This is a genomic window from Streptomyces sp. NPDC057280, from assembly GCF_042668605.1.
GTDB lineage: Bacteria > Actinomycetota > Actinomycetes > Streptomycetales > Streptomycetaceae > Streptomyces.
In genome coordinates this window covers 1-21,118 of sequence record NZ_JBHUYR010000001.1, presented here as the reverse complement: position 1 = coordinate 21,118, position 21,118 = coordinate 1, and the positions used below count along the sequence as shown (strand labels likewise).

16 protein-coding genes are annotated in these 21,118 nt (G+C 69.4%); 10 read left to right on the top strand and 6 right to left on the bottom strand.

From position 1 onward, the window contains the following. Nucleotides 1–35: 35 nt before the first annotated feature. Genes ACFUO4_RS00080 through ACFUO4_RS00065 form a run of 4 tightly spaced genes read right to left on the bottom strand, consistent with a single transcriptional unit; the run spans nt 36 to nt 3,796 of the window. On the bottom strand, nt 36–704 hold the full coding sequence (locus ACFUO4_RS00080; RefSeq protein WP_079305827.1) for a response regulator transcription factor: 669 nt from the start codon (nt 702–704) through the stop codon (nt 36–38). Further along, nucleotides 701–2,008 carry a sensor histidine kinase gene (locus tag ACFUO4_RS00075; RefSeq protein WP_383477952.1) on the bottom strand — a complete coding sequence of 436 codons (1,308 nt, stop codon included), beginning with the start codon at nt 2,006–2,008 and terminating at the stop codon, nt 701–703. The genes ACFUO4_RS00080 and ACFUO4_RS00075 overlap by 4 nt, the downstream gene beginning before the upstream one ends. Nucleotides 2,009–2,033: 25 nt before the next feature. Beyond that, entirely contained in the window at nt 2,034–2,867 is an 834-nt protein-coding gene (locus ACFUO4_RS00070; protein ID WP_079305828.1) for a hypothetical protein, read from the bottom strand. Next, nucleotides 2,867–3,796, bottom strand: coding sequence for an ABC transporter ATP-binding protein (locus ACFUO4_RS00065; protein WP_383477949.1), 930 nt, complete (start codon nt 3,794–3,796; stop codon nt 2,867–2,869). Before ACFUO4_RS00065 ends, ACFUO4_RS00070 begins: the two co-directional genes overlap by 1 nt. 328 nt (nt 3,797–4,124) lie before the next feature. On the opposite strand from ACFUO4_RS00065, the gene ACFUO4_RS00060 reads away from it, so the two are divergent. The 6 genes from ACFUO4_RS00060 to ACFUO4_RS00035 all read left to right on the top strand — a co-directional run bounded on the left by ACFUO4_RS00060 (nt 4,125) and on the right by ACFUO4_RS00035 (nt 9,531). Further along, the gene (locus tag ACFUO4_RS00060) at nt 4,125–4,658 is read left to right on the top strand and encodes a 2,4'-dihydroxyacetophenone dioxygenase family protein (protein WP_079305830.1); all 534 of its coding nucleotides are present in this window, start codon (nt 4,125–4,127) and stop codon (nt 4,656–4,658) included. Nucleotides 4,659–4,688: 30 nt separating this feature from the next. Then, nucleotides 4,689–6,032 carry an MFS transporter gene (locus ACFUO4_RS00055; RefSeq protein ID WP_383477947.1) on the top strand — a complete coding sequence of 448 codons (1,344 nt, stop codon included), beginning with the start codon at nt 4,689–4,691 and terminating at the stop codon, nt 6,030–6,032. After that, nucleotides 6,029–7,192 (top strand): 2,3-butanediol dehydrogenase, encoded by a 1,164-nt coding sequence (locus ACFUO4_RS00050; RefSeq protein WP_383477945.1) that lies wholly within the window; start codon nt 6,029–6,031, stop codon nt 7,190–7,192. Before ACFUO4_RS00055 ends, ACFUO4_RS00050 begins: the two co-directional genes overlap by 4 nt. A 330-nt stretch (nt 7,193–7,522) precedes the next feature. Next, nucleotides 7,523–8,479, top strand: a complete 957-nt coding sequence (locus ACFUO4_RS00045; RefSeq protein ID WP_383477943.1) for a helix-turn-helix domain-containing protein — start codon at nt 7,523–7,525, stop codon at nt 8,477–8,479. 523 nt (nt 8,480–9,002) lie between these two features. Then, complete coding sequence (locus tag ACFUO4_RS00040; RefSeq protein ID WP_383477941.1) at nt 9,003–9,146, top strand: hypothetical protein; 144 nt, start codon at nt 9,003–9,005, stop codon at nt 9,144–9,146. 82 nt (nt 9,147–9,228) lie between these two features. After that, on the top strand, nt 9,229–9,531 hold the full coding sequence (locus ACFUO4_RS00035) for a DoxX family protein (RefSeq protein WP_383477939.1): 303 nt from the start codon (nt 9,229–9,231) through the stop codon (nt 9,529–9,531). 250 nt (nt 9,532–9,781) lie between these two features. On the opposite strand, the gene ACFUO4_RS00030 is transcribed toward ACFUO4_RS00035, so the two are convergent. Continuing rightward, nucleotides 9,782–12,118, bottom strand: coding sequence for a SpoIIE family protein phosphatase (locus ACFUO4_RS00030; protein ID WP_079305831.1), 2,337 nt, complete (start codon nt 12,116–12,118; stop codon nt 9,782–9,784). A gap of 1,172 nt (nt 12,119–13,290) precedes the next feature. Between ACFUO4_RS00030 and ACFUO4_RS00025 the strand changes: the two genes are divergently transcribed. Together ACFUO4_RS00025 and ACFUO4_RS00020 are read left to right on the top strand one after the other, a co-directional pair. Then, nucleotides 13,291–14,595, top strand: coding sequence for a hypothetical protein (locus ACFUO4_RS00025; RefSeq protein ID WP_383477936.1), 1,305 nt, complete (start codon nt 13,291–13,293; stop codon nt 14,593–14,595). A 9-nt stretch (nt 14,596–14,604) separates the two neighbouring features. Next, entirely contained in the window at nt 14,605–15,201 is a 597-nt protein-coding gene (locus ACFUO4_RS00020; protein WP_383477935.1) for a HEAT repeat domain-containing protein, read from the top strand. A 289-nt stretch (nt 15,202–15,490) separates the two neighbouring features. On the opposite strand, the gene ACFUO4_RS00015 is transcribed toward ACFUO4_RS00020, so the two are convergent. Continuing rightward, nucleotides 15,491–16,873 carry a condensation domain-containing protein gene (locus ACFUO4_RS00015; RefSeq protein ID WP_383477933.1) on the bottom strand — a complete coding sequence of 461 codons (1,383 nt, stop codon included), beginning with the start codon at nt 16,871–16,873 and terminating at the stop codon, nt 15,491–15,493. 548 nt (nt 16,874–17,421) lie between these two features. Between ACFUO4_RS00015 and ACFUO4_RS00010 the strand changes: the two genes are divergently transcribed. Next, nucleotides 17,422–19,770, top strand: a complete 2,349-nt coding sequence (locus tag ACFUO4_RS00010; RefSeq protein WP_383477931.1) for a xyloglucanase — start codon at nt 17,422–17,424, stop codon at nt 19,768–19,770. A 128-nt stretch (nt 19,771–19,898) separates the two neighbouring features. Then, complete coding sequence (locus tag ACFUO4_RS00005; protein ID WP_383477929.1) at nt 19,899–20,615, top strand: cellulase B precursor; 717 nt, start codon at nt 19,899–19,901, stop codon at nt 20,613–20,615. Nucleotides 20,616–21,118 lie beyond the last annotated feature (503 nt).

Here is a 21,118-nt window from a genome sequence, read left to right as displayed (position 1 = left end):
TGCCGGCAACAGCCGACGGCGCCCCGACGGCTGTGCTAAGACTTCGCGCTGACCAGCCCGGTGTCGTACGCCGTGATGACGGCCTGGATGCGGTCACGTGCGCCGATCTTGGCCAGGACGCGGCCGACGTGCTTCTTGACGGTGGATTCCGTCAGGACGAGGCGCTGGGCGATCTCGGCGTTGGTCCAGCCTTGGCCGATGGCGACGAGGACTTCACGTTCCCGGTCGGTAAGGGACCTCAGACGGGGGTCCTCGGCGGGGGCGGTATCTGCGGGAGCCAGTACTCGGTGCGTGTAGGCGTCCAGAAGGCGGCGGGTGAGGCGAGGGGCGACGACGGCGTCGCCGGTGGCGACGGCGTGGATACCGGCGACGAGTTCTTCTGGGCGCGCGTCCTTGAGCAGGAAGCCGCCGGCTCCGGCGCGCAGGCCCTCGTAGGCGTACTCGTCGAGGTCGAAGGTGGTCACGATGAGGACGCGGGTGCGGCCCCCCGAGGCGACGATCCGGCGGGTCGCCTCGATGCCGTCCATGCCGGGCATGCGGATGTCCATGAGGACGACGTCGGGGCGGAGTTCGGCAGCCATGCGGACGGCCTCGGCGCCGTGTGCGGCCTCGCCGACGGGGGTCAGGCCGGCAGTGCCCTCCAGCAGCATGCGCACGCCCATGCGTTGCAGGGGCTGGTCGTCGGCGATGAGGACGGTGGTCATGGCTGATGATCTCCTGCAGGTACGTGGAGGACGACGTCGACGACCCAGCCGTGGCCGGTGGCGGGAGGGCCGGCGGTGACGGTGCCGCCGTACATGGCGGCCCGCTCGCGGATACCGACGAGACCGTGTCCGGCGTCGCCGGACCGCGCCCCGGCGGCTGTGCCGCTGTCGGTGACCTTGACGTGCACGGTGGCGGTGTCCCTGGTGACAGTGACGTCGGCCGTGGCCTCCGGGCCGGCGTGTCTGAGGGAGTTGGTGAGGGCTTCCTGGACGATGCGGTACACGGTGAGCTGAACACCGCTGCCAAGGGTGTCGAGATCGCCCGTCGTACGGTAGGTCACGGGCAGCCCCGCGGCGCGCACCCGCGTCAGCAACGGGTCCAGGTCGCGGATGCGCGGCTGTGGGCCGAGCAGCCGTTCGTCGTCCTGGTCCTCGCGCAGCACGTCGAGGACCCGACGGAGTTCGCTCATCGCCTGGCGACCGGTGTCGGCGAGGATCCGCAGGGCGTCAGCGGTTGTCTCGCCGCGGTTGGTGGCGAGGGTGGCGGCGCCGTCGGCCACGCTGACCATGACGGACAAATTGTGGCCGATGATGTCGTGCATCTCGCGGGCGATGCGGGTGCGTTCGGCGGCCGTGGTGAGTCTGACACGCTGGTCCTGTTCGATCTCCAGGCGCGCGGCCCGGTCCTCCAGAGCGGCCAGGTAGAGGCGGCGGATCCGCAGCGTCAGGCCGATGGCGATGGCCGCCGTCAACGTGCCCATCAGGAAGAAGAGGCCGAAAAACGGGTGCTCGACGGGTGCCAGCAGTCCAACCGCCAGGACCAGTTCGGCCGCGGTGAGCGCGGCGGCCCAGGCGAGCACGCGCAGTGAGCCGTGCAGGGCCAGGCTGTAGAGGGCGACGAGCGCGGCCATGCCGCTCTGTTGCCACACGCCCAGCGACCACTGGGCCAGCAACACCGCGGAGATCATCCCGTAGGTGACGGCGGGGGTCCTGCGGCGCCACCACAGGGGTACGACGAGCGCGGCGGTGAAGGCGACCCGTACCGGGACGGGCCAGTGGCCGTGCTCGGTCGGGTCCCCGAAAGGGCCGTGGCGGCTGGAGGAGAGCAGGTCGGGAAGGCTGAGCAGGGCGACGGCGAGGACGACCGCGGTGTCCAGCACCCACGGATGCCGCTGGTCCAGCCGTTGTCGAGCGCTCTGGCCCTGCAGTAGGCAGCGCAGAAGCGGGTGCGCCCAGACATCGGCGAGCCCGGGGGACGGCGCGGCGGCCGTTACCCGGGCGGGGGTCGCGGGGGCCTGTCTCATGATCCCCACTGTCTCGCACCGCCGCTCAGGCGTCGCTCTTGAGGAGCCGCCAGGCTGCTCCGGCATGGGTGAGGGCCACCCACCCGGCGAAGACGGCGAGTCCCGCGGCGGGGGAGAGAGCGTCGGAGGACTGGTGCAGGGCGTACATCGCCGAGCCGGCGTTGCTGGGGAAGTAGGGGTTGATGTGGTCGTGAACGGAGTCGGGCAGCAGGGACGCCAGGCCCGGGAGGATGAGCAGGACGCCGACCAGGACCGCGATCGCGCCGGCACTGGAGCGCAGCAACATGCCCAGGGCGACACCCGCGACAGCCACCAAGGCGAGGTAGAGGCCGGCACCGGCCAGGCTGCGCAGTACACCGTCGTCGCCCAGGGACAGGGCGATCTTCTCGCCGTCCAGGCCCAGGGTGCCCAACTGGAACGCGGTCAGGGCCGCGAGCGTGGTCAGGACCAAGGTGATGGGGCCGATCACGGCGGACTTGGACCACAAAACCGGCAGTCGGCGAGGGACGGCGGTGAGGGTGGAGCGGATCATGCCGGTGGTGTACTCGCCGGCCGACAGCAGGACACCGAGCACGCCGACGGCCAGCGACGCGAAGGTCACCCCGAGCAGGGCGAGGCTGACCGCGTCCTGCTCGCCGGAGCCCGGTCCGGGCGGCCCGCCCTGCGCGGTCGCGTCGGGAGTGTAGGTGGCGGAGGCGATCGCGCCGAGGGCGACCAACAGGACCACGGCGACGCCGAGGGTGACCCAACTGGAGCGCAGCGACCAGAACTTGGCCCACTCCGCGCGCAGCACCCGCAGACCGGTGACCTTGTAGGCCCGGGAGTCGGACCGGGTGGGGGAGAGCTCGGTGACGGTCATCAGGCTGCCTTTCGCGCGGTCTCGGCCGGGTGGCTCTGGTACTCGACGACGTCCCTGGTCAGGTCCATGAACGCTGCCTCCAACGAGACGGCCTGTGGGGTGAGTTCGTACAACGCCACCCCGTGCTCGGCCGCGATCCGCCCGATCTCCCGGGCGTCCCGCCCGGAGACCAGGAGTTCCTCGGCGGACGAGGAGGAGATCGTCACATCCGGGCCCGCCAGCAGCGAACGCAGCCTGGCGGCCTCGGCGGTGGCGACCTTCACGCCGCCGCCGCTCGCCTCTCGGGTGAAGTCGTCGACGGTGGTGTCCGCGAGGAGCCGCCCCCGCCCGATGATCACCAGGTGGTCGGCGATCAGCGCGGTCTCGCTCATCAGGTGCGAGGACAGCATCACCGCGCGACCCTCGTCGGCCAGGTCGCGCAGCAGGTTGCGCACCCAGAGCACGCCCTCGGGGTCCAGACCGTTGACCGGTTCGTCGAGCATGACGATCCCCGGATCGCCGAGCAGGGCCGCCGCGATGCCGAGCCGCTGGCCCATGCCGAGCGAGAAGGCCCCGACCCGCTTGTCGGCCACGCTGGTCAGGCCGGCCAGTTCGATGACCTCCTCGACCCGGCGGCGCGCGATGCCGTGCGTGTACGCGAGCGCCATCAGATGGTTGAACGCGCTGCGGCCCGGGTGCACGGACTTGGCCTCCAGCAGGGTGCCGATCGCGTGCAGCGGTGCCGCGTGCTTCGCGTACGACTTGCCGTTGACGGTGACCGTGCCCCCGGTGGGGGTGTCGAGGCCGACGACCATGCGCATCGTGGTGGACTTGCCGGCACCGTTGGGGCCGAGGAAGCCGGTGACCTCACCGGGCTTGACGGCGAAGCTCAACGCGTCGACGACGGTCTTGTCGCCATACCGTTTGGTCAGCTCACGCGCTTCGATCATGGGTGTGGGCCTTTCGTCCGGGACCGGCCGGGTGAGCGCCGCGGCCTGTGCGGTCGACGTTAGAAGTGCGGCCGCCCTGGGCCCTGGGACCACGGGGGACACTTGGGCGCCCGAGTGGTACGGCGGTGCCATTCGTCGCCGGTCACCGGTACGCCTCAGGTATGACACGCCGGTGGGTGGGCGGAAGAGCCGGCCCGCCGCCCCGTACTCGAGGCCGTGGCGGGGGCGCATGTCCCAAACAGGCAATCCACCATGTCTGCCACGGGAAAGACCTGGCCACGGCTCTGGGGGTTCACTGTCGGCCACCTCGACGAAAAGGAGCCGAAATATGCCCGAGGAAGCCAGGTCGGAATTCTGGAAGGGCCTCAAGCCGATCGCCGACGCGGTGAAGCCCGACGCGCAGCCGGAGGTCTATCTGCCCCAGGTGGCCACGGACGACGACCGGTACTACGCGCCGCTCAGCGAGACCGTCGGCTCGCGCCCGCTGTGGATCAACGTCAAGGACAACTCGTGGGCAGACATCCTCTGCGCCAGGCAGGCCGGACTCGTCAACCGGCACTACCACCCGCACGAGGTGTTCGCGTACACGATCTCCGGTAAGTGGGGTTATCTGGAGCGGCCGTGGACCGCGCGGGCCGGTGACTTCGTCTACGAGGCGCCGGGTGAGGGACACACGCTGGTGGCCTACGAGAGCGATGAGCCGATGAAGGCGTTCTTCATCGTCAAGGGTCCGTTGATCTGGCTGGACGAGGACGGCGGAACCACCGGTTACTTCGATGTCCACGACTACATCGAGCTGTGCAGGAACCACTACGAGAAAGTCGGCATCGGTGCCGACTACGTCAACTCGCTCTTCCGGTGACCCGGCCCCGCCGCTCTGAACGAGGTTCCGATGTCACGTATCCGTACCCGTGTGCGCCCCGACGCAGAAGCGTCCGCGGCCATCGACGGCGCAGCACACCGCTATGAGTACCGGCTGCTGCTGATCCTCTTCCTGGCCTTCGGGTTCGTCTTCTTCGACCGCCAGGCACTGCCCTTCCTCGCCCCCTACATCGCCGAGGACTTCCACCTCTCCAACACCGAACTCGGCACCCTGTCCGGGGTGCTGGCCCTGACGTGGGCGCTGTCCGGGCTCGTCGCCGGCCGTCTGTCGGACAAGCTCGGCAAACGCAAACCGATTCTGATCGCCGCGGTGGTCCTCTTCTCCTGCTTCTCCGCGGCGGGCGGGCTGATGACCGGCTTCCTCGGTCTGCTCGTCGCCCGCGCCCTGATGGGTGTGGCAGAAGGCGCCGTGCTGCCGCTGGCCCAGTCGCTGATGGTGGAGGCGTCCCGGGAGAGCCGCCGCGGGCTCAACATGGGGCTGCTCCAAGGCTCGTCGGCCGGTCTGATGGGCGGGGTCCTCGCCCCCCTGGCGGTTGTGTGGATCGCCGAGTTCCACGGCTGGCGCACTGCCCTGCTCCTGACGATCGTGCCAGGTCTGCTCCTCGCGGTCTGGATCGCGAAGTCGGTCAGGGAAGTGCCGCCCGGCGACCCGGCCCAGATCGCCGCCGCCGAAGTCATCCCGGAGACGACAGCCGGCCCCAAGCTGTCGGTGCGGGAGGTTCTGGGACACCGCAACATCGTCCTGTGCATGGCGGCCGCATGCTGCTACCTCACCTGGTTCATCGTCATCGTGACCTTCACCCCGTCGTACCTGCTGACCGTCAAGGACTTCTCCCCGAGCACGATGAGCGGCGTCATGACGTGTCTGGGGGTGGGGTGGGTGCTGTGGGGGTTCCTCACCCCGGCTGTCTCCGACCGTATCGGCCGCAAGCCAACCATGATCGCCTTCTCCGCGACGGCGGCCCTGTGCCCGCTCGCGCTGGTCTACGTCAACGATCCGGTGGTACTGGGCCTGGTCGTGGTCCTCACCTACACCGGGCTCGGCTGCTTCACCCTGTTCATGGCCACCATCCCCGCCGAGACGGTGCCCCGTGGTGCGTTGGCCACCGCACTCGGCCTGGTCATGGGAGTCGGCGAGCTGGCCGGTGGTTTCCTCGCCCCGGTCATCGCCGGGCGCGCGTCGGACGTCTGGGGCCTGCAGACGGCCATGTTCATCTCCGCCGGCGGCGCTGTCGTCGTCGTCCTGCTCTCCCTCGGTCTGCGGGAGACCGCGCCGCAGGTGCTGCGCCGGCGGGCCGAGCGGACCGGGACTGCGGACGGCTCGGGCGCGGTGGTGGCGGGAGCGGCCGAATGAGGGCCGACACGCAGCGCATGCAGGCCGCCGTCTGGTATGCGGCCAGGGATGTCCGAATCGCCGAGGTGGACGTCCCCGCACCCGCGCGCGGCGAGGTGCTCATCGAGGTCGCTTATTGCGGCATCTGCGGCAGCGATCTGCACGAGTACGCCGATGGCCCGCACGCCATCCCCGTGGCGGAGCCACATCCGGGCTCAGGTGCCACCGCCCCGCTCGTGCTCGGTCACGAGTTCTGCGGGACGGTGGTGGCGCTCGGAGCGTCGGTGACCGACTTGATGGTCGGCGACCGGGTGGCGGTCGAACCGAACTACCGGTGCGGGGAGTGCCCACGGTGCCAGGCAGGTGAGTACAACATCTGCCGGCATTTCGGTTTCGCCGGGCTGATGGGGAACGGAGGCATGGCCGAGTACGCCGCCATCCCCACCTACATGGCGCACCGTCTCCCCGAGAGCGTGTCGCTGGAGCAGGCCGCGCTGTTCGAACCGGCCTCGGTCGCCCTGCACGCGCTGCAGCGCGCCGGCACCGCACCCGAGACCGTGGCGGTGGTCGGCCTGGGCCCGGTCGGCCTGCTTACCGTCCGGCTCGCCGCTGAGCGCAATGTGCGGCGCATCGTCGCTCTCGACGTCGCGCCTGCTCGCCTGGAACTCGCGGCCGGCCTCGGCGCCACCGATTTGGTCGACGCGAGCCTGGCGGGAGGCCCCGGGGAGCGCATCCGGGAGCTGACCGGCGGCGAGGGCGTCGACGTGGCGTTCGAGGTGGTGGGATCGGAGAACGCCCTGCGCACCTGTCTGGCCGCGACCCGGCGTGGTGGCCGGGTCGTCCTCGTCGGTCTCGCCCCGCAGGTGTGTCTGGACACCTTCGCGTTGGTCAACAACGAGCAGTCGATCGTCGCGAGCGTCGGCTACCGGGACACCTATCCGGAACTCATCCGGCTCGTCGCGGAGCGTGGGCTGGACCTGACACCGGTCGTCACCTCGACCATCGCCCTCGATGCTCTGATCGCCCACGGCTTCGAGGCACTGATGCAGGGTACGGGGAACCAGGTCAAGATCCTTGTCGACCCCTCCGTACGCCGTGACCGCCGCGACCATTTGGTTCCCTGCACGGCATCAGCCGGGTCCGCGACGCTTCCGACCCCAGACCGCCGGAGGAGGTGCTGAGGTGAACCGGCCCTGGGCGGCCGAGCACACGACGGACGGTACCCGCGTGAACGCGTGGGCGTCAGACTCGGCCGCCATGGGCTCCCGCCCCGGCCTGCTCGTGCGGGACCCTCCCGGCGGTTCTCACCGACCGCGGGCGCCTCACCATTGCGGGCGGGCGCGATCGTGACGTGCCAGTACACCGGCGGTACGCTCGCCGTGAGACAGCACCAGGCACTCCGACGGCCCCTCACGTCAGAGCACGAGGCCCAGTCCAGCGGCTCTGTCGTCAGGGCAGGTCAGTTCTGCACCACAGTCGTCAGGGAGGCGAGGGCTGGAAAGGAGATTCAGGTGAACCTGCCTATCGTCTCCCGCGTGTCCACGCAGTCGGTCGATCCGGCGGACCGCATCGACTTCTGGGAGGAACACAATCGTCAGGCCCTGGTGGGTTTGACCTGCTCGTCATATGCGCGGGAGGGTCTGCTGGCCACGGAGACGAATATCGAGCTGGGCGACCTGCGGCTGGCTGAAATCGCCGGCAACGAGCATGTCATCGAACGGACCCCACGGACTTGTCAAGCCCTGCCGAAGGACTCGATATTCGTCACGTTGTTGATGGCAGGCAGCGGGGTGTTCTTCCACGAGGGTGGCTGCGTCACCCTGCAGACGGGCGACCTGATTCTCTACGACACCCGGCGGCCCTATCTGTTCGGGTTTCCCTCTCCCATGCGTCAGTTGCTGGTGGACATCCCGCGTGAGGTTTTTGCCGCGCAGTGCGCTCCGGGCGAGGTGGCCGCACCGATACTGCTCGGCAGGGGGTCGGCCACCGAAGGCGCCCAGGCTTCTGCGCTGGAGGCGGTCCTGGCCGACTGGGTTGCGGGGCAGCGAGGCGAGGACTCGGTCAGCACCGAGGCGACCGTGCTGGACCTCGTCCGTACACTGGCCGCACCGAGGCTGGGCGGTTCCGCGTCGCCCGCCATCCTCTCCCAATTGGCGGTGGCCAAGGACTACATAGTCCGGCACCTTGCCGATCCGGGGCTGAGTTCGGGCCGGGTCGCGGAGGCGATCGGAGTGTCTGTGCGGCACCTCAGCCGTATCTTCCAGCCGACCGGGGTGAGCCCGTCCCGGTACATTCTCGAACAGCGGCTCGGCAAGGCCCGGCAGGTGCTCGCCGAGCCCAGCTCTCGCCATCTGACGATCGCCGAAGTCGCCCATTGTTGGGGCTTCGCCAGCCAAGCCCACTTCACCCGGGTGTTCCGGAGCCGTTTCGGCTCCACGCCCGGAGAGACACGCCCGCTCGCCCGCTGAACCCAGCCCTCGGCCGAGCTGATGGAGTGTGAGTGAAGATGTATGACTTTGTCGTCGCCGACGCCACTTCCGAGCAGGTCGAACTGCCCTCCCTTGTTGCCTGCGGCGCGCTGCGCGGAGAGCGGTGAAGGGGACAGATAGTGAGCGCATGCAGCCATCGATCAGCGGAGCTCTTGCAGTCTGGGCTCGGCGGCGGGGGTGATGGGGGCGACAGCGGTCCAGAAGGCTTCGCGGTTCGCTGCGGTGGGGGAGAGAAGCGCGCACGCTGATCGGTGTGACATGCGGCGTGACGAGCTGCTGCGTGGGGGAGAGGTACGGGGCCGCAGCAGTTCTGACGGCCCCTCGTGACCCAGGAACTGCCCGTGCCAAAGGTACGGTCGGCCCCGCTGCATCGGTGCGCGAAAACAGGGCGCCGATCGCCGCGGCGTGAACGATGGCACTGATCCGGAGGGCACCCGGCGCCTACTTCTCGGCGTACCTCGGAATATGGCGACACGGTAATTGGGTCACGGGGTACGACTCGATGATTTTCGACGGCTGCTCGGACTCGACGCTCAACCGCAACGGAGTACGGCTCGGCAGCGCCGACATCCCTGACGTCGTCGAACGTTTCCCCGAGATCGCGGAGGTGCTGGTCATCGGCGTGGAAGAAGCCGAAGGCCGCTAATGGATGCCGCCGTGGACAGCCCCGAACTCATCGACCACTACGCCCGACTGGGCGAGGAGTGCCGCAAGGGCTGGTCCGCCTCATGACAACCGTGCTCGCCGTCGCCCTCTCCCTGGACTTCCTCCCGCTGCGGCTGGCGATGCCCGCCGTGGCGCCGGTCATCCGCCGGGCGGCGGCCCATCTGGACATGTCGGTACGGCTCTACGGCGTCATCGGGACCCCGGAAGTGGCGGGAGCTGCCGGGCTGCTGCTCGGCCCGGCTTCGGCCCCGCTCGGGCTGGCCGCCACGGCTGGGCCGGTGCTGCACATGGTGGCTGGCGCAGTGCTTCACTGCGGGGCGGGGGCCGGCCCGGTCGGGCGCTGCCTGCCGCAGTACTGGTTCTGACCGTGCTGGCGCGCGCCGGGGTGCCGATTGCCGCCGGCTGACGGCCGGGGCCTGCGGAACCTCGAGCGTGGAGGAGGTCGGCGCCCGACGCCTCGTGCCCCCTACCGCTCGGCGTGCTGTCGAGAGGGGGAATGAATGGCTGCCGGCCTTGTGCCCCGTGTCGTCGGCGACTGACCGAAACCCTCACGGCGCGAGCCGTGAGAACGCCTCCTTCAGGAGGGGCGCAGTCAGGGGGCTGCGGAAGTGGTCGTCAGTCCGAGGGGAGTGCTTGCTCGGCCCAGATGGTCTTGCCCCGTCCGGTCTGCCGGCTTCCCCAGCGATGGGTGAGTTGGGCGACCAGCAGCAGTCCGCGGCCGCCCTCGTCGAAGGCGTGGGCCCGGCGCAGGTGCGGTGAGGTGGAGCTAGCGTCGGAGACCTCGCAGATGAGGGTGCGGTCGCGGATCAGCCGGAGCCGGACGGGCGGTGCCCCGTAGCGGATGGCATTGGTGACCAATTCGCTGACGACGAGTTCGGTGACAAAGGCAGCCTCGTCCAGTCCCCATGCGCTCAGCTGCTCGGTGGCGGCCTGCCGGGCCGCGGCCACGTGTTCAGGGTCCGGCGTGATGTCCCAGGTCGCCACCTGGTGCGTGTCCAACGCCCGGGTGCGGACCATCAGCAGGGCCACGTCGTCGCTGGCCTCCTCCGGCAGCACCGCATCGAGTACCGTGTCGCACAGCGTGTCAAGGGTGTCGGCCGGTGCGGACAGAGCCCGGCACAGCTCGGCGGTGGCGTGGTCGACGTCTCGGTTGCGGTCCTCGATCAGACCGTCGGTGTAGAGGGCGAGCACGGAGCCCTCGGGTAGCAGCAGCTCGGTCGCCTCGAAAGGGAGACCGCCGATGCCGAGAGGAGGACCTGCGGTCATCTCCACCAGGGACGCGCTGCCGCCGGGAAGCAGTACTGCGGGCGCCGGATGGCCGGCCGCTGCGAGGTTCAGCCGCCGTGAGACCGGATCATAGACGGCGTACAGGCAGGTCGCGCCGAGTTCCGCGACCTCGCCGCTCTCGTCGGAGGCCAGGTGCGTGACGAGATCGTCGAGGTGGGTGAGGAGCTCGTCCGGTGGCAGGTCCACGTCGGCGAGGGTGCGCACGGCCGTGCACAGCCGGCCCATCGTCGCCGTCGAGGGGATGCCGTGCCCGACAACGTCACCGACGACCAGGGCCACACGACCGCCGGATAGTGGGATCACGTCGAACCAGTCGCCGCCGATACCTGCCAGCGAATCCGAGGGCACATAGCGGTGGGCTACGTCGACCGCTGCCTGTCCGGGCAGCCCTCGCGGGAGGAGACTGTGCTGGAGGGCCAGGGCCGTGGCGCGCTCGCGGGCGAACCGGCGAGCGTTGTCGATGCACACGGCAGCCCGGCTGGCGACCTCTTCGGCGAGGACGACGTCGTCCTCGCCGAAGTCTTCCGGGTTGGCGATCCGCACGCCGACCACGACGCCGAGTGTGGTGCCGCGAGCCCGCAGTGGCGCCGCGAGTACCGAGTGGGCGCCCACGCGATATGCCCTCCCCGCGGGGCCGCGCGCATTGCGTTCGGCGACCCAGCGCACGAAGTCCGGCTCGCCGGCCTGGCTGACCACGGCCCGCCCGGTCCTCAGAGCCTTCGCCGGCGGAGAAGGCGATGAATAGGTGTCGCTGTCACCCACATGTACGGCGGCTTCAGGCGTCCCCTTGGTGCCGGAGCCGTGCGCGACCCGGCGCAGGACGATGTCCCGCACCGGGATGTCCGGCAGCCCTTCCGCTTCGAAGACCCACTCCAGCAGGTCAACGCTGGCGAAGTCGGCGTAGCGGGGCACCAGCACTTCGATCAGTTCCTCCGCTGTGCGTACTACGTCCAGGGTCGTGCCGATCGAGGCTGCGGCGTCGTTGAGCAGTGCTAGACGTCGCCGGGCCCAGTACTGCTCGGTGCTGTCGAACGACGCGATGCCCACGGCGTGGATCTCACCGGCGGCATTCCGCAACGGCCACATGTCGGTGGTCCAGGCGTGCTCTCGGTTCAGGGCGGGGGCCCCGGTGAAGCTCTCGTAGCGGACAGGACGGCCTGTTGCCACGACGCGACGCAGATGATCAAGCCAGCCGCGATGCGCCGGGCGATCCTCGACGCTTTCCGGAAAGTGCTGACCCAACAGCGCCTCCTCCGGCACGCCCATGATCCGGCAGGCCGCGTCGTTGAGCCGCATGTAGTGCTGCGTGGTGTCGAACACTGACATCGGCAAGGACGCCTGCTGGAAGGCTTGACCCGCCACAGTCGGTTCCGCCCGGCCTGGACGTACAGCGGTGATCACGTACTCCAACTGCTCCCTGCTGTCACCGAGTACGGCACACGCGGTGAGCACGAGCGGAACGGTCGAGCCGTCCCTGTGGCGAAGCATCACGATGCCGGACAGGTTCGCAACCGTGTCGGCGGTGATGTCCTCGGCCAGCAGTTGGCGGGCAGGATGGTTCACGACCTCGTCGACCGTGTATCCCAGCAGGTCGCGTGCGCCGTCACTCCAGGCTCTCACTACGCCCCGTAGATCGACGATGGCCGCAACAGAGTCCTGCACCATATGTCCAGGATCGTTCCTCTGATCGGTCAGTTCAACCGAGACCGGAAACAGGGGACCGAAGGTGGCTGACGGCCTTCGCTCTGCGCGTTCACACGGCCCCTTGACGGCTGTCCTCGCGGGGCGCTCCGGAGCAGATCGCCAGCGCTCGGGCCGGTTCAGATGTTCGTCAGACTGCGGCCGGCCCGGCCGGCAGGGCGAGTTCCCTGCGGATGACGAGGGCGATCCCGGTGGCGAGAAGCCCGATCGAGTCATGGACCATCCCGGCGGTCATAGCGGCGAAATCGACCTAGCCCATGAAACGGCCGATGCCGAGCGCGTCGCGTTTGGCGAGGATCTTGTCGATGACCTCCTGGGGACTCTGCGTGAGGACTTCGGTCCCGAGGACCAGGTGCTGGCGCACATGGCCACTGCCGGGGTCGTCAACGCCACCGGCGACGCCGCTCCCGGCGCCTGGAAACGCGTCGTCGCCCTGATGCTCCAGTCCTCGAGACCCCGCCCGCGGCCCTCTGCCCGACCCGCCCGAGCCCCGAGCCCTTCATCAAGCCATGCTCCGGGCCAGTCAGAATGTTCCGCCTCGCCGGAACCCGAGAGGAAGGACTGAAGGGCCGCGTCCGCCCAGCTGGGCATCGCCAGGGTGAGCAGAGCGTGAGCAGTAGAGTGACAGCCAATGTCCAGCAAGTCGTTGCTGTTCGTGGGCAAGGGTGGGCCCGGGTCGTCGAAGCAGCGCAGGCCACCAGCGAGGAGGTTGGGGATGTCTGCGCAGCGTCGTGCCTCGGGTGCCCCCTTTCCTTCGTGCAGCGCCTGGCGCTCACGCCGGCCCGGCTGGGCACCCATGCGGCCTCGTGGCCGCGGCGGCGGCAGCCCGCGCGAAGCGTACGGACAGGGCCGCGGGCTGACGCCCCCTCGGCAGGAGCGTTCCACTCGCCGGCGCCGTCCGGAGTGCGCCTGAAATCGGCCAACATCCAATCCGGTCCCGTCGCCCTGTGCCCCGGGCAAGGGACTGACGGCACGCCCCATCCCCCCACTGTGGGCGCTCCTCGTATATCCCGGATTCCCGCAGAACATGACTGATCGCCAGGTTTATGGCCCGATTTCATGCTTAGCCGCCGTAAGCCCGACGAGTAGCGTCATGGGCCTTCCGCGAAGCGTTCCGCGGACGAAGGGGGAATGCAATGACGTGGCTGGGCTGGGAGAGTCTCGGGGGCACGCTGACGAGCGGCCCCGGTGTGTCGTCCTGGACCTCGGGACGGCTTGACACGTTTGTGCGCGGTACGGATTCCGCGCTGTGGCACAAGTGGTACCAGAACGGCTGGTCGAACTGGGAGAGCCTCGGAGGCATCCTCACCTCGGAGCCCGCGGCGGTCTCCTGGGGCAACGGCCGTATCGACGTCTTCGTGCGCGGTACGGATTCCGCGCTGTGGCACAAGTGGTTCCAGAACGGCTGGTCCGGTTGGGAGAGCCTGGGCGGCGTCCTCACCTCCGGGCCCGCGGTGGCGAGTTGGGCCTCCGGACGGCTCGATGTCTTCGTCCGGGGCACGGATTCCGCGCTGTGGCACAAGTGGTTCCAGAACGGCTGGTCCGGTTGGGAGAGCCTGGGCGGCGTCCTCACCAGCGCGCCCGCGGCGGTCTCCTGGGGCAACGGCCGTATCGACGTGTTCGGCGCGGGCACCGACGCGGCCCTGTGGCACAAGTGGTTCCAGAACGGATGGTCGAACTGGGAGAGCCTCGGCGGTGTCCTCACCTCCGCCCCGACGGTGTCCAGTTGGGCGAGCGGACGGCTCGACGTCTTCGTCGCGGGCACCGATTCGGCGATGTGGCACAAGTGGTTCCAGAGCGGCTGGTCGGGCTGGGAGAGCCTCGGCGGTCTGCTCACCAGCGCGCCCGCGGCCGTCTCCTGGGGGCCGAACCGGATCGACACGTTCGTCGCCGGCACCGACAGCGCGATGTGGCACAAGTGGTGGACGCCGGTCCCGACCGTGCGGCTGCACGCCAAGATCCTCACCGCGCCGAACGTGTCCGTCATCGACGCCGTCGCACGGATGCGGGAGGTGTACGCCACCGCGGGTATCGCCGTCGAGCTGGCGTCGACCGAGAACCTGAACCTGCCCGCCCTCAACGACATCGACGTCGGACAGTGCGTGAGCGGACAGACCACGGCCGAGCAGAACGAGCTCTTCGCCCATCGCAACAACGCGGGCCCCGACGACGTCGTCGCCTATTTCGTACGGTCGACGGTCCCGCCCTTCAACGGCTGCGCGGCCCACCCCACGAACCGTCCGGGTGCCGTCGTGGCGCAGGGTGCGACACAGTGGACACTGGGCCATGAGATCGGACATGTCCTGGGCCTGCGGCACGTGAACGACAACGACCGCCTGATGACGGGCAACGGGACGGCCAACATCACGAACCCACCGCCCGACCTGGTCTCCGACGAGGTCAAGACCATGCTCGACAGTCCCCGGACCCAGGACATCTAGGAGGCTTCGGTGAGCGTATCGATGCGTGATGTGCGCAAGGTCCTCGACCCCGAGGAGCCGGACTACGCGGCCGCCGCCCGACTGGGCGCCGAGAGCCTGCCGCACCTGCGGACACTGGTCTCGGGCGACGATCCGCTGCTGGCGGCGAAAGCCGCCTACGCGGCCGGACAGCTGGAGGGCGACAGCGGCCAGGACGTCGTGACCGTGGCCGCCCGGAGCGAGGACCCGGCGCTGCGGGTCGCGGCGGCCAGTGCAGCGGCCAGTCTGCCCGCGGACTCAGCCGCCGCGGTCCTCACGGACCTGGTCGCGGACGACGACCCCGGGGTGCGCAAGGTGGCGCTGGCCGCCGTGCCCGAGAACCCGCCGACCGAACTGGCCGACCGGATCCAGCAGGCCGCCCTCGCCCCGGTCGGGCCGACCTCCGAGCCCGTGCCGAACGGCGAGCAGCCGCTGGGGACGATGCCCGGCGAGCGGACCGATCGCGGTCTGATGCCGGGCGAGGGCCCCACGGGCGGTCTGATGCCGGGCGAGGAGCCCACCGGCGACCGCGGCATGGGGGACGCTGGCGCGGGCCCGAAGCCGGGGAAGATGCCGGGCGAGGAGTGACGGCTGAGCTAGGGCGCTGTCGTCCGGATCGAGTCCGCGGCGGCCAGGCGTAGGCCGGCCCGGCCCGCACCGCCGGATCCGTAAGCCCTCCAGCACAACGACGAACATCGGGCTGTCGCCCCGCTGGCCCGGCGAGGTCTGCCAGGTCAGCGGGACGATCGTCTTGCCGGTGTCGTAGCCAGTGGCGGTGCGCCGGCTTCGGTGCCGGGTGGTCGTCCTGGGCCGGGACGGCTGGGTTTGGGCGCAGGGGCCGGACACGCGAGGTGCGGACGGATGTGCCGGAATGCGCTCACGCGCCGGTGAAGGAGCCGCTGCGTGCGGCGTCACCGCCGATCGCCGTTCCGACCAGCTGGCTCTCGAAGGACCGCAGTATCTGTTCGAGGTCCGTCGCGTCGAACGATGTCGCATCCGTCCCGAGACTGATTCCGGCCGTTTCGGACATGTCCCACACGATGAAGCAGAGTTTCCCGGAGTATGTGTCGACGGTTTTGGGGAATCGTCCGTACCGGCTGGACGCCATGGCTCGCTCGAAGTCCTGTGGTGCCCTGTCCACGCGGGCCCGGATGAGCGTGCGGGGCGCGATGGGGCGGATGTTGACCATGTACGGGTTGTCCGCGGAGCGGCCCAGTTCGTCGGAGACCTCGTCCAGGGATCGGGCGTAGCGCTCGGGCTCGCGCAGGCTGACGGAGGAGGATTTGACGAGTGCGGCGTCGACGGCACGACACAGTGCCGGGAACCGTTCCCTGCCCAGGGACGTGTCGACCGGGACCAGGACCCTGCCGGCGACATGGGCCACTGCCTGCCGGGCGAGGGTGGTCTGTCGGTTGGCCATCACGGTGTTGACAACGCACTTCCCGATGCCGAGGTGCTCGGCGAGCACGCAGGCGTATGCGGCATGCAGGACGGCGGCCACGGATGTCCGGTACTGCTTGGCCAGGCCGGCTGCCGCGAGCGCGACGGCCTCCGAGTCGAGGCATGCGAAGTTGTAGAGCGCGCGCCTGCGGCTCCCGGGTACCTGTAGTTCGGGCATGGGGGACTGACGGAGCATGGCCCGGTCGTGGGCGTCGACACGATGGGCGTGCCGCAGCCCCGACGGACTGCCTTCGAAACGCGCGATCTGCCGCGGCTGCCACCCCGTACCGAGGCCGGCGCCCGGATCGGTGGCCAGTCGGGCCAGGCGATCGGCCACGATCCGGGCGGCCGTCGTGTCCGCCGAGAAGTGGTGCAACGACAGCGCGATGTGCAGAGGTCTGCCGTCCACGGTGACGACGGCGGCCCGTAACGGCAGGTCGTCCGGGCCGAATCCGGGCTCGGCCAGTTGGAGAGTGAGAGCGCTCAGCTCGTCGCTCGTCGGCGGGGGGTCGGAGGCGTACTCATCGACCTGGAGCACGCCGGACGCCACGACGACCGCGCGAGGGCGCCCGTCCGCGTCACGGGGGTAGAGCGTGCGCAGCGCCTCGAAGTGAGCCATGACCGCGGCGAAGGCATGAAGCACCGCGGCCATGTCGGGCGTGCTGTCGAGCACCCGCGCCATCCGTTGGTTCCTGTTGAGGGGACCGTGGAGATGGGGGCGGCACCCTTCGCGTTCATGAGCCTTCTGCGACCAGGTCAGTTCGTGCTCTCCGCCGGTGGCGGCGACGAAGACGACGTCGTGGCGTGCGATCTGTCGCATGTCCGCCCGGCCTCCTCCGGTACGTCGGCGGCCCCGCCGTCCGGCGCAGTATCGCGGCTTCCCGGAGCGCGTAGTCGAAGCGCTTCGACGTTGGCATGACGCTGGGTTGTATGTCAATCACAGACCGCTCGGGCTCCGTGGCTCGTCTTTGCGGTGTCGCCGTTGCTCCGGGAGACGTTGGCTGCAAGGCCTGCTCGCCTGAGGTGTAGCTGTTTTGGGGCCAGACGCGCAGCGACTCGCGTTCGCGCCTGTTACCGAAAAGTGACCTGTGCGGTCCGTTGTCACCCAGGAAACACAGCTTTAGTGTCACCGAAACGTCGAAGCGCATCGACAAGGACTTGCTTCCGTCTCCCCGGCTTGGCTCCGTCATTGCCGTCGTCCACGGGCGCACATCGGCCCGGACGGGCTGACGCTCTCCGCCCGTGCCCGGCGGTGCCGTGCCAGGGCTGACACCGTCCGGCCACCCACCTCAGCCCACATCGGAGCCGACGGACCGCTGCTTGTGCGCGGCCCCGTACGGACCCGCACCCGAAAGGCAAGGACCCGTGATGAGTGATGCCCAGGACCTCTCCCGGCGAGGACTGCTGGCCGCCGGCGCGGCCGCGGCCGCGCTCCCTGTGCTCGCCCCCTCCGCCGCCTCCGCCTCTCCGGTCGGCAAGGCCCGACGCGTGCCCTACACCTTCCGCAACGCGGAGATCGTCGGCGGCGGCTTCGTCACCGGCATCATCTTCAACCAGTCCGAACCCGGACTGGTGTACGCCCGTACCGACATCGGCGGTGCCTACCGCCTCGACAAGGCGTCCCGGCGGTGGATCCCCCTCACCGACTGGGTCGGCTGGGACACCTACGGACACACCGGCATCATCAGCATCGCCACCGACGAGGTCGACCCCGACCGCGTCTACCTGGCAGCGGGCACCTATCCCATGCCCGAATGGGACCCGAGCATGGCGGCGATCCTGCGCTCGACCGACCGCGGACGCACCTGGAAGACCACCCCGCTGCCGTTCCGGCTGGGCGGGAACATGCCCGGCCGGGGCATCGGCGAGCGGCTGGTGATCGACCCCAACCGCAACAGGATCCTCTACCTGGGCGTGCGTGGCGGCCACGGGTTGTGGCGCAGCACCGACCACGGCAGGACCTTCTCGAAGGTCACCAGCTTCCCCAACGCGGGCAACTTCGTCCCCGACCCCACCGACACCGACGGTCCCAACGGCGACAACCTGGGCGTACTGCAAGTCGTCTTCGACAAGCGCACCGGCAGAGCCGGCAAAGCCACCCGGACTCTCTACGTCACCGTGGCCGACAAGGACAACAACCTGTACCGGTCGACCGACGCGGGACAGACCTGGGAACGCGTCCCCGGTCAGCCCACCGGCTTCATCCCGCACCACGCGGTCTTCGACCACGTCGGCGGCTTTCTGTACCTGGCCACCAGTAACACCGCGGGCCCCTACGACGGTTCCAAGGGCGACGTGTGGAAGCTGGACACCGCAACCGACACCTGGACCCGCATCAGCCCGGTCCCGTCCACCAGCGACGACAACCAGTACGGCTACAGCGGCCTGACCGTGGACCGGCTCAACCCGGACACGCTGATGGTGTCCACGCAGGTCAAGTGGTACCCCGACTGCCTCCTTTTCCGCTCCACCGACGGCGGCGCGAGCTGGACCCGTGCGTGGGACCTGGGCGCGAATGCCGAGCGCACCCTGCGCTACGACATCGACATCTCCGACGCCCCCTGGCTGACCTGGAACGCCTCTCCGTCACTGCCGGAGATGACCCCCAAGTTGGGCTGGATGATGGAGTCCGTCCAGATCGACCCCTTCGACTCCGACCACTTCATGTACGGCACCGGAGCGACGATCTACGGCGCGGACAACCTGACCGACTGGGACAGCGGCGGCACGGTGCACCTGTCGGTACGGGCCCAGGGGCTGGAGGAAACCTCTGTCCTCTGTGTGATCAGCCCGCCCGTGGGCGCGGCGCACCTCTTCTCCGGCGTCGGCGATGTCGGCGGCTTCCGGCACACGGATCTCCGTAAGGCGCCGAAGATGTATGACAGTCCGACCTTCGGTGGTACCCCGGCCCTGGACTACGCGGAGCTGGCGCCCCACACCATCGTGCGGGTCGGTCACCCCACCAGCGGCTGGACGCAGCACTTGGCGGTCTCCACCGACAGCGGCGGCACCTGGAAGCCGTCGGGCAGTGAGCCGTCCGGCGTCACCGGCCCCGGGGTCGAGGACCAGGCCGTCGCCGTCAGCGCCGACGGCAGACGCATCGTCTGGTCACCGGCCGGCGCGCCGGTCAGCTGGTCCGACGACCACGGAGCCACCTGGACGGCGTCGAAGGGGCTGCCGGCCGGGGCCGCGGTGCGCTCCGACCGGGTGAACCCGGCGAAGTTCTACGCCTACGACTCCGGCGTCTTCTACCTCAGCACGGACGGGGGCAAGAGCTTCACGGCCACGGCGGCGACCGGTCTTCCCGTCGCGGGGAATGTCCGGTTCAAGCCGGTTCCGGGCCACGAGGGCGACATCTGGCTGGCCGGCGGCACCACCAAGCCCGCCACTCCCACGCCGTACGGGCTGTGGCGGTCGACCGACTCCGGAGCGTCCTTCACCAGGTTCGAGGCGGTGGACCAGGGCGACGTCGTCGGATTCGGCAAGGCCGCGCCGGGCGCCGCGTATCCCGCCGTCTACACCAGCTCCAAGATCCACGGCGTGCGTGGCATCTTCCGGTCCGACGACGCGGGCCGGACCTGGATCCGTATCAACGACGACCGCCACCAGTACGCCTGGACCGGCAACACCCTGACCGGAGATCCCCGGATCCACGGCCGCATCTACTTCGGGACCAACGGACGCGGAGTCATCTACGGCGACCCGAGCGAGGTCTGACTTCCGGTCACCGCGCTCCGCACCCGCCGTCCCGAAGAGGGGACCGGCACGGTCGTCCTGCCGCCCCGGCAGGACGACCGCCTCCTCTCCTGTGTGATCCCCCACTCAGCACACATTCCGGAGGACTGATGAGATTCCGTATCGGCGGGGCAGCGCTGCTCGCGGCGCTGGCTCTCGTCTTCACTCTGCCGAACTCGGCAGTGGCAGCGTCACAGACGTACTGGTTCAAGTACTACGCGACCGGCGGCAACGCCTCGACGTGGTACAGCGACGACAACAACTGGGGTGTGAACTCCTCGACCGGTACCGGCTTCGTCGCCATGGTCAACGGCAAGGACTGGGGATGGTCGTCCCCGGTCACCACGCTCCCCAAGAAGATGCGCGACGTCAGCCCCAACAACACCTCGTGGTTCAGCCAGTCGGCATACCCGAAGTCCGGCTCGTACTACGACGCCGCGTACGACATCTTCATCGACCCCTACCCCGCGCCCACCGACCGCAACTCCAAGACCGAGATCATGATCTGGCTCAACTGGTACAACACCAAGCCGCTGGCCGACCGCTACGACGCGAACGGCAACGCGGTCCCGGCCGCGACCAACGTCAGCCTTGGTGGCCGCAGTTGGGACATCTACGAGTACACCTGGAGCAACGGCGGCCACACCCTCAGCTTCCTGGACAGGAGCAAGTCCGGCTGGTGGTCCGGCAGCCTCACCCCGTTCTTCACCTACGGCCAGAACAGGGGCTTCTACACCAGCGATCACTACCTCAACAGCGTCATGGCCGGCTGGGAATTCGGGCCGGGTGACTACACGGCCCACTCCTGGGGCGCCGTGGGCTTCTGACACCGCCACCTGCAAAAGGGCGACCAGTGAGCTGCCGCCCTCTGCCCTCGGATGAGCTGGGGGCGGCGCAGGCCGCCTCGGCTCGGGCTCGGCGTCAGTGGTGTCGGCGACGCCGTCCCCGGTGCCGTCGGCGGTGACGGGCGATTCCTGGTTGTCCTCGAAGTAGTGGTCGCTCACGCCCTCCAGCGGGGGTGATGCGGCGGGGAGGACGTTCGTGGCAGCTCCCCGCGGAGGCTTTTGTAGGGGGCCGGTCGATGCGGTTGCCGTTTTCTCGTCCGCTGCTGCCATCACTTGGAGGTCGCGAGGTCGGGGCGGCGCTGAGCCCGGAGTTGATCGAGCCGAGCATGAGCGCCTTCGCGATGATGCCGTCGCCGTGGCTACGAGCTACGAGAAACTCGCGGTTCGCTAAGAGGTCCTAACAGAAGTCGGTTGATCATGTGACTGTCGGTGTGGTGGTTCGTTGGTGCAGTCGTGGGGAAGCACCAGCCGAGGCCGTGGGTCGT